Origin of the sequence: Bradyrhizobium sp., assembly GCF_016462955.1 — a bacterium.
In the GTDB taxonomy this organism is placed as follows: domain Bacteria; phylum Pseudomonadota; class Alphaproteobacteria; order Rhizobiales; family Xanthobacteraceae; genus Bradyrhizobium.
Window position 1 is genome coordinate 24,200 of record NZ_JAEMSD010000017.1, and the last position, 7,680, is coordinate 31,879.

Annotated in this window: 8 protein-coding genes; 4 read left to right on the forward strand and 4 right to left on the reverse strand. The window is 64.4% G+C overall.

Annotation, left to right across the window (positions count from 1 at the left end):
* Positions 1-893: glycosyltransferase family 4 protein (locus tag JHD07_RS03800; RefSeq protein ID WP_291619106.1), on the reverse strand; the 893-nt coding region annotated here is incomplete at its 3' end.
* Positions 894-1,019: 126 nt separating this feature from the next.
* Between JHD07_RS03800 and galE the strand changes: the two genes are divergently transcribed.
* The 4 genes from galE (at position 1,020) to JHD07_RS03820 (ending at position 5,337) form a co-directional block, all read left to right on the forward strand.
* Positions 1,020-2,033: a UDP-glucose 4-epimerase GalE gene (galE, locus tag JHD07_RS03805; protein WP_291619108.1), complete on the forward strand. Its 1,014-nt coding sequence runs from the start codon at positions 1,020-1,022 to the stop codon at positions 2,031-2,033.
* A 117-nt stretch (positions 2,034-2,150) separates the two neighbouring features.
* Positions 2,151-3,953: an ABC transporter ATP-binding protein gene (locus JHD07_RS03810; protein WP_291619110.1), complete on the forward strand. Its 1,803-nt coding sequence runs from the start codon at positions 2,151-2,153 to the stop codon at positions 3,951-3,953.
* Between the two features lie 33 nt (positions 3,954-3,986).
* A complete protein-coding gene (locus JHD07_RS03815; protein ID WP_291619112.1) occupies positions 3,987-4,688 on the forward strand; it encodes a fumarylacetoacetate hydrolase family protein in 702 nt (233 codons plus the stop codon).
* A gap of 106 nt (positions 4,689-4,794) precedes the next feature.
* Entirely contained in the window at positions 4,795-5,337 is a 543-nt protein-coding gene (locus JHD07_RS03820) for a periplasmic heavy metal sensor (protein ID WP_291619114.1), read from the forward strand.
* A 112-nt stretch (positions 5,338-5,449) separates the two neighbouring features.
* Here the strand turns inward: JHD07_RS03820 and JHD07_RS03825 are convergent, their stop codons facing one another.
* The 3 genes from JHD07_RS03825 to JHD07_RS03835 form a co-directional block, all read right to left on the reverse strand.
* Positions 5,450-6,379, reverse strand: coding sequence for an aspartyl/asparaginyl beta-hydroxylase domain-containing protein (locus tag JHD07_RS03825; RefSeq protein WP_291619117.1), 930 nt, complete (start codon positions 6,377-6,379; stop codon positions 5,450-5,452).
* Between the two features lie 144 nt (positions 6,380-6,523).
* Positions 6,524-6,679 (reverse strand): hypothetical protein, encoded by a 156-nt coding sequence (locus tag JHD07_RS03830; RefSeq protein ID WP_007612486.1) that lies wholly within the window; start codon positions 6,677-6,679, stop codon positions 6,524-6,526.
* A gap of 184 nt (positions 6,680-6,863) precedes the next feature.
* The coding region (locus tag JHD07_RS03835; RefSeq protein WP_291619129.1) for an NAD(P)/FAD-dependent oxidoreductase at positions 6,864-7,680 on the reverse strand (817 nt) is incomplete at its 5' end.

Sequence of the window (7,680 nt, forward strand, 5' to 3'; positions counted from 1 at the left end):
GCATCGGCATCACCGGTCGGGACCAGCACGCCGGTGACGCCATCCTCGACCACGAGCTCGGCCGCGCCGGCACGTGCGGCGACGAGCGCGCTACCCGCCGCCATCGCCTCGATCAGCGTCAGCCCAAAGCCTTCGTTGCGCGAGGTGAAGGCGTAGATCGTCAGGCGCTGATACCAGCGCTGCACCGCCTCGATCGGCAGCTCGCCGGTGATGACGATGCGCGATTGCAGGTTTGCGGCTTCGATGCGTTTCTTCAGGTCATTGGCAAAGGGCGTCTGCTCGGCCGTGACCTGGCCGACGATGACCGCGGCGAAATCCGGATAGCGCGGCAGCAGGCGGCACATCGCGTCGACGAACAGATCGGTGCCCTTCTGCGCACGCACGCGGCCGAAGCAGCCGATGGCGTAGCGGCCCGGCAGGCCGCTTTCGGCAAAAGCCGCGGCGCGGTCCTGCGGCGGCGCGTAGACGTCGGTGTCGACGCCGTGCGGAATCACCGTCGCCCTCACCTTCAGGAACGAAGCCGAGATGTCGCTCGTCGCGATGATCGCATCCATCTGCCGGATCAGCCAGCGCGTGATCCAGCTGTGGTGCCGTTGCGCAGCCGAGGTGAACACGAGCTTGAGCGGCCAGCCGAGCGCGCGCAACGCCACGCCCGCGATCATCTCGTTGTTGCGCCGCGCGTGCCAGATCACCGGCCGCTTGCGGCGCCAGAGCTTGATGAAATCGGCAACGCTCAGACGCGCGATCCCCGCCGGCGCGTCGGAGCCGAACCAGGCCGCGCGATACAGTTTCGCCAGCCGCGGCGCCACCATCCGGTTGGTCGCGGTGACCCCCGAATAGCGCCTGTGCAGATTTGGCACGATCAATTCGAGATCGCCGGGGAAACCCGCCACGTCACACTCCATTTCGCAAAGTCCCTATACGCAACATTAAGCATAGTGACCAGTTCAGCTCCGCCGATACCCCCTCTTCACCACGCAAGCGTTAGCTTCGCGCGTTGATCGAAGACGGGTGAGATCATGACTGTGCTGGTCACCGGCGGCGCCGGTTACATTGGAAGTCACACGGTCCTTGCGCTGGCGGAAGCCGGCGAGGACGTCGTCGTGATCGACGATCTCTCCACCGGTTTCTCCGCCTATCTGCCCGAAGGCGTGCCGCTGTTCATCGGCGATGCCGGCGACGAGAACCTGCTCGAAGGCGTGATCGCCCAGCACGACATCGAAAGCATCATTCATTTCGCAGGCTCGGTCGTCGTGCCGGATTCGATGCGCGATCCGCTCGGCTACTACCGCAACAATTTCACCACCGCCCGCAACCTGCTCAACGTGGCGGTGAAGCGCGGCATCAACCGCTTCATCTTCTCCTCGACCGCCGCCGTCTACGGCAATCCCGACCAGGTCCCGGTGCCCGAGCACGCGCCGACCCGGCCGCTGTCGCCCTACGGCTCGTCGAAGCTGATGACCGAGATCATGCTGCACGACGTCGCCGCCGCATTCGGCATGCAGTACGTGACCTTGCGCTACTTCAACGTCGCCGGCGCCGATCCGCAGGCGCGCATCGGCCTTGCGACCGTCGGCGCCACGCATCTGCTCAAGATCGCGGTGGAAGCCGCCACCGGCCAGCGCGCCAAGATTGACGTGTTCGGCACCGACTATCCGACCCCTGACGGCAGCTGCATCCGCGACTTCATCCACGTCACCGACCTCTCGCAGGCGCATCGCTCGGCCCTGGCTTACCTGCGCAATGGCGGCGCCTCGATCACGCTGAATTGCGGCTATGGCCGCGGCTATTCCGTGCTGGAGACCATCGACGCGGTGCGCCGGGTTTCGGGCCGCAGCTTCGCCGTGCAATACGCCCCGCGCCGGCCGGGCGACATCATGACCATGGTCGCCGACACCAGCCGCATCCGCGGCCTGCTCGACTGGCGGCCGCAATACGAGGACCTCGAGACCATCGCGGCCCACGCGCTGGCCTGGGAGGACAAGCTGTTCCGCGAGCGCCATGGCGAGCTCCGCCACGCCGCCTCCGCCTAGAATCATCCCAAGCGCAAGCCCTTAATTGGGCTTGAAAAACCGTGGCTGAGCGGGCACAGAGGCCCATCGATCCCTGACGCGCGGGCAGGCTTGTCCTGCGCCGTCAATGGACCCCGGATGGCCCAGTTTCCAAAGAAGATCACCGACGACCCCTACGCGGCTGCGGTCCTGATTCGCCGCCTGATCACGGAACAGGGCATCGTCTATTGGCGGCGCTACCTCGTCGCCTTCGCACTGATGGCGCTTGCCGCGGGCGCGACCGCGGGCGCGACCTACGTGCTCGGCCAGGTCATCAACCAGGCCTATGTCGACAAGAACATCCCGGGCATCGCGATGTTCTCCAGCATCACGGTCGCTCTGCTCTTCATCAAGGGCGTGGCGACCTACGGCCACATGGTGATCCTGACCAAGATCAGCAACGCCATCCTTGCCGCCAACCAGCGCCAGCTGTTCGCCAAGCTGATGCGCGAGAGTGTCGGCTTCTTCTCCGAGCGGCACTCCTCCGAATTCCTGGCGCGGCTGACCGCTGGCGCCAAGTCGATCACCGACGTCCTCAACATGCTGGTCAACGCGATCGGTCGCGATCTCTTGATGCTGCTCGCCATGATCGGCGTCATGGTGTGGCAGGATCCTTTGATGTCGTTCATCGGCCTCGTCGCGGTGCCCCCGGCGATGCTGGTGCTGCGCAAGCTGGTCAAGCGCATCAAGGGCCTCGCCTTCAACCAGTTCACCGGCACCGCCGACATCATGGAGACGATGCAGGAATCGCTGCAGGGCATCCGCACCGTCAAGGCGTTCACGCTCGAAGACACCATGCAGAAGCGCATCGACGAGAACATCGCGATCGTCGAGCGCAATGCCAACAAGATGGCCCGCGTCGCCAACCGCTCCAACCCTCTGATGGAAATGCTCGGCGGCTTCGCGGTGGCCGGCTGCCTGATGTACGGCGGCTATGCCGTGGTCGCGCTCAACGCCACGCCGGGCGCGTTCTTCTCCTTCATGACCGCGTTCCTGATGGCGACCGAGCCGGCCAAGCGGCTGGCGCGGCTCAACATCGATTTGAACAGTCAGCTGGTCGGCGCGCGCATGTTGCTCGAGATCATCGACAGCCCCGCGAGCGAACAGTCCGAAGACGACAAGCCGGCGCTGAAGCTGACAGATGCCCGCATCGAGCTGCGCGACGTCAGCTTCTCCTATCGCACGAACGAGACCGTGCTCAACCGCATGAGCTTCGTCGCCGAACCCGGCAAGGTCACCGCGCTGGTCGGCCCCTCCGGCGGCGGCAAGTCGACCGTGCTGGCGCTGCTCTTGCGCTTCTACGAGGTGACGCAAGGGGACATCGTGATCGACGGCCAGTCGATCTCGTCGGTCTCGCGCAAATCGCTGCGCGCGCAGACCGCCTATGTCGGCCAGGACGTCTACCTGTTCCGCGACACCATCCGCAGCAACATCGCGTTCGGCCGGCCCGGCGCGAGCGAGGAAGAAATCATCGAGGCCGCGAAGGCGGCCTGCGCCCATGATTTCATCATGGGCTTCCCGCTCGGCTACGACACGCCGGTGGGCGAGCACGGCACGCAGCTCTCCGGCGGCCAGCGCCAGCGCATCGCGGTGGCACGCGCGCTGATCAAGAACGCGCCGATCATCCTGCTGGACGAGGCCACCGCCGCGCTCGATTCGGAGTCCGAGCGTCAGGTCCAGGAAGCGATCGAGCACCTCTGCCAGAACCGCACAACCATCGTGATCGCCCACCGCCTGCACACCATCATGCACGCGGATGCGATTCTCGTGGTCGAGGGCGGCGAGATCGTCGAGCAGGGCCGGCATGACGAGTTGCTCCGCCGCGGCGGGCGCTATGCGTCGTTCTTCCGGCTGCAACACCACGATTCCGGCGCCCTGGCGCCGATCAGCGCTATCGCCTAGAGTTCGTTCCACCTCAAGAGCAACGAGACCCGCATGAACGCCGCCTCCTACGTCATCCCGCTCCCGCCCCAGGCTTCGCTTCCGGTCGTCGGCGAGAGCGGCCGCTATCCGGTGCGCCGCATCTGGTGCGTCGGCCGCAACTATCTCGAGCATATCCGCGAGATGGGCAATGACGAGCGCGCCCCGCCGTTCTTCTTCGCCAAGCACGCCGACATGCTGGTGCCCGACGGCGCCACTATTCCCTATCCGCCGCTGACCAAGGATCTGCATCACGAGGTCGAACTGATCGTCGCGATGAAGAGCGGTGGGCTGAACATCCCCGCCGACAAGGCATTGGACCACGTCTACGGCTATGCCGTCGGCATCGACCTGACCCGCCGCGATCTCCAGATCGCCTCGCGCAAGAAGGAGCGCCCCTGGGAGATCGGAAAGTCGTTCGACCATTCGGCGCCCTGCTCCGCGATCGAACCGGCATCGAAGATCGGCCATCCCGCCAAGGGCAAGATCTGGCTGACGGTCAACGGCAAGGAAGCACAGAAGGGCGACCTCACCGAATTGATCTGGAACGTGCCCGAGATCATCTGGCAGCTCTCCCAGCAGGTGAAGCTCGCCGCCGGCGACATCATCATGACGGGCACCCCGGCCGGCGTGTCGCAGCTCCAGCCGGGCGACAAGCTCGAATGCGGCGTCGATGGCGTCGGCACGCTGAAGGTGTCGATCGGCCAGCCGGAATGAGATTGCACACGTTGGTGTTCACTTCGCCCCGGCGCGGAGGGTGAACACCAACGCGGGGCTGACGTGCCGGGGCCGATCGCCGGCTCGATCTGATGGAGCCAGACTCATGAACCGCCTCCTTCTGCTTGCGGCCTCACTCCTCCTCACCAGCAGCGCAGCCAGCGCACAGTCCAGCCAACCCTATGCCGGCCTCGATAACCGACCCATCAAGGCGCTGTCACAGCAGCAGATCGAGGATCTCCGCGCCGGACGCGGGATGGGCCTGGCTCTTGCCGCGGAGCTCAATGGATATCCCGGTCCCAGCCACGTCATCGAGCTCCGTGATCGCCTCGGCTTGACCGCCGATCAACGCGTCCAGGTCCAGCGGCTGTTCGATGCCATGAAACAGGAAACCGTTCCTCTGGGTAACAAGCTCGTCGAACAAGAGCGCGCGCTGGAAGACCTTTTCTCTACCCGTGCGGTCACATCGGAATCGCTCAAGACCAGCATCGCAGCCATTGCCGAAACCCAGGGACAGCTCCGCGAGAGCCACCTCAAATATCATCTGTCGACTGCTGCCTTGCTCGATCAGAGCCAGATGCAGCGATATGCGGAGTTAAGGGGCTACCAGCATCCCGACCGGTCCGGAGGGCACAAGCACCGTCACTAGACGACGTCGCCCGGGATCGGACGATCTTGGCGCGGCGAGCAAGGCACAAGCCCCGATATCAACGGGACGCGAGGGCGGACCAAGCTTCGCCGATCCGCCCTATGCATGCGCCTCACTTCAGTGCCGACCACACGATCAGGCCGAGGATCAGCACTGTCAGCGAGTATTTCAGCGTGTAGTAGACGTTGCGGTTCCACTCCTTGACCTTGCGGCTGGCGAGATGGATCTCGTAGAGCTTGCCGAACACCTTGTTGAGCACGCCGACATTCTCGCCCTCGACGTTCTGGGTCGCCGAGGCCTTGACGATGTGATGGCTGACCCAGCGGTTGATCGCGGTCATGAAGCCGTACTTCATCGGTCGCTCGACATCGCAGAAAAGGATGATGCGGTTGACGTCGGTCGCATTCTCGGCGCTGTGGATGAAGGTCTCGTCGAACATGAAGGCTTCGCCGTCGCGCCAGACGCATTCGACGCCGTCGACGAGGATGCGGCACTTGTTCGAGTTCGGCGTGACCAAGCCGAGATGGTAGCGCAGCGAGCCCGCGAAGGGATCGCGGTGCGCGCCCAGCTTGCCCCCGGGCGGCAGCATCGCGAACATCGCGCCATGCACGCTCGGAATCGACTTCAGTAACTCGACCGTCTTCGGGCACAGCGTGTTCGCCGAGGGCAGGAAGTCGTCGTACCATTTCAGGTAAAACCGTTTCCAGCCGCTCTTGAAGAACGAGTAGAAACCCCAGTCGTTGTTCTTCGCGGCGGCGCGGATGAAGCCTTCGTCGAACAGACGCACCGCCTCGTCGCGGATGGTCTCCCAGTTCTCGCTGAGGGGCTTCAGCTCGGGAAACTGTTCGACCGGGATCACCGGCTTGTTCGGCACCGCCGAGCCGGCGTACATGAGCACGTTGTAGGGCGCGAGATAGGTCGAGTGATCGCCGAGCTGGCGCGCGAAGCGCAGCCGCTGCTTGCCGCGGAAGTGAACGTATATGGTCGAGGCCGCAAGCACATAGAGAATGACAAGTTGCGGCGCAAAAAGCTGTTTCAGCATTTCCCCAGTTCCCAAGTGAACCCAGCCGGGGACGTCATCTACTCCGGCCGAGCCCGAGCGACAAGATATTCACCGGGGGTTGCAATCACGCTGGGGAGAGCTTTCCGACGGAACCGGGAGCTGAAAGGGCCGAAACCGCTCGAATCAGGCCCGCGACAGCGCCTGCAGGCCCTTGAAGGTCAGGCGCTTGGGATCCGTGACGCCGGCAAGGTAGAGCCGGCGGATGAAGGCGATGACGGCATCGCGGTCGCAATCGGTCAGCGCCACGACGGCGTCGACCGCTATTCTCTGGGCTTCCATTGGGCTCACCTCGGCCTTGCGAGTAACCCCGGCCGAGACAGGCTAGGACTCATCCGTTAAATCGGCGTTAACCGTTCCGGAACCATCGCCGATTCAGTCGCCCCGCCGTATACGCGAAACCGCGCATTGCTCAGGACGCGAAGCGGGCTCCGGTCACGCGCGGCGCGGCGGCGCGGCGGCGCGATCAGGAATACTGCATCACGCCATCGTCGATCCGGCCGAAGCGCAACGAGACGATGTCGAGCGCGTAGTTTTGGTGGAGCCGCCACGGCCGTTTCGATCCCTGCTTCGGCATTTTGGCGATCGAGCGCTGCACGTAGCCTGAGGTAAAATCGAGCGATGGCTGCGCGGTGATGGTGGGATCATCGTTGTGCGGCATGCACTGGCGGAAATTGTGCCGGTCCATGTAATTGATGAGGCGGCAGACATATTCGCAGGTGAGATCGCATTTCAGCGTCCAGGACGCATTGGTGTAGCCGAAGGCCGAGGCCATGTTCGGCACGTCGGCATACATCATGCCCTTGTAGGTCAGCGTGTTGGCAAAATCGACGGAGCGGCCGTCGACGCTGACCTCGAGGCCGCCGACCACCTGGAGCACCAGCCCGGTCGCCGTCACGATGATGTCGGCGGCCAGCTCGCGGCCGTCCTTCAGGCGGATGCCTTCATGGGTGAAGGTGTCGATCTCGCTGGTGACGACGCAGGCGCGCTGCTCGCGGATCGCCTTGAAGAGGTCGCCGTCGGGCACGAGGCACAGCCGCTGGTCCCAGGGATTGTAGCGCGGCGTGAAGTGGGTCGCGACGTCATAGCCCGGGCCGAGCGCCATCTGCACGCCCTTGAGGATAAGATCCTTCACCTTCGCCGGCCTGCGCCGGCTGAGCTGGAAGAAGAACATCCCCCACATCACGTTGCGCCAGCGGATCAGATGATAGGCAAGGTGCGCCGGCAGGTTGCGGCGCAGTTTGTTGGCGAGCGGGTCTTCGGCCGGGCGCGACACCACGTAG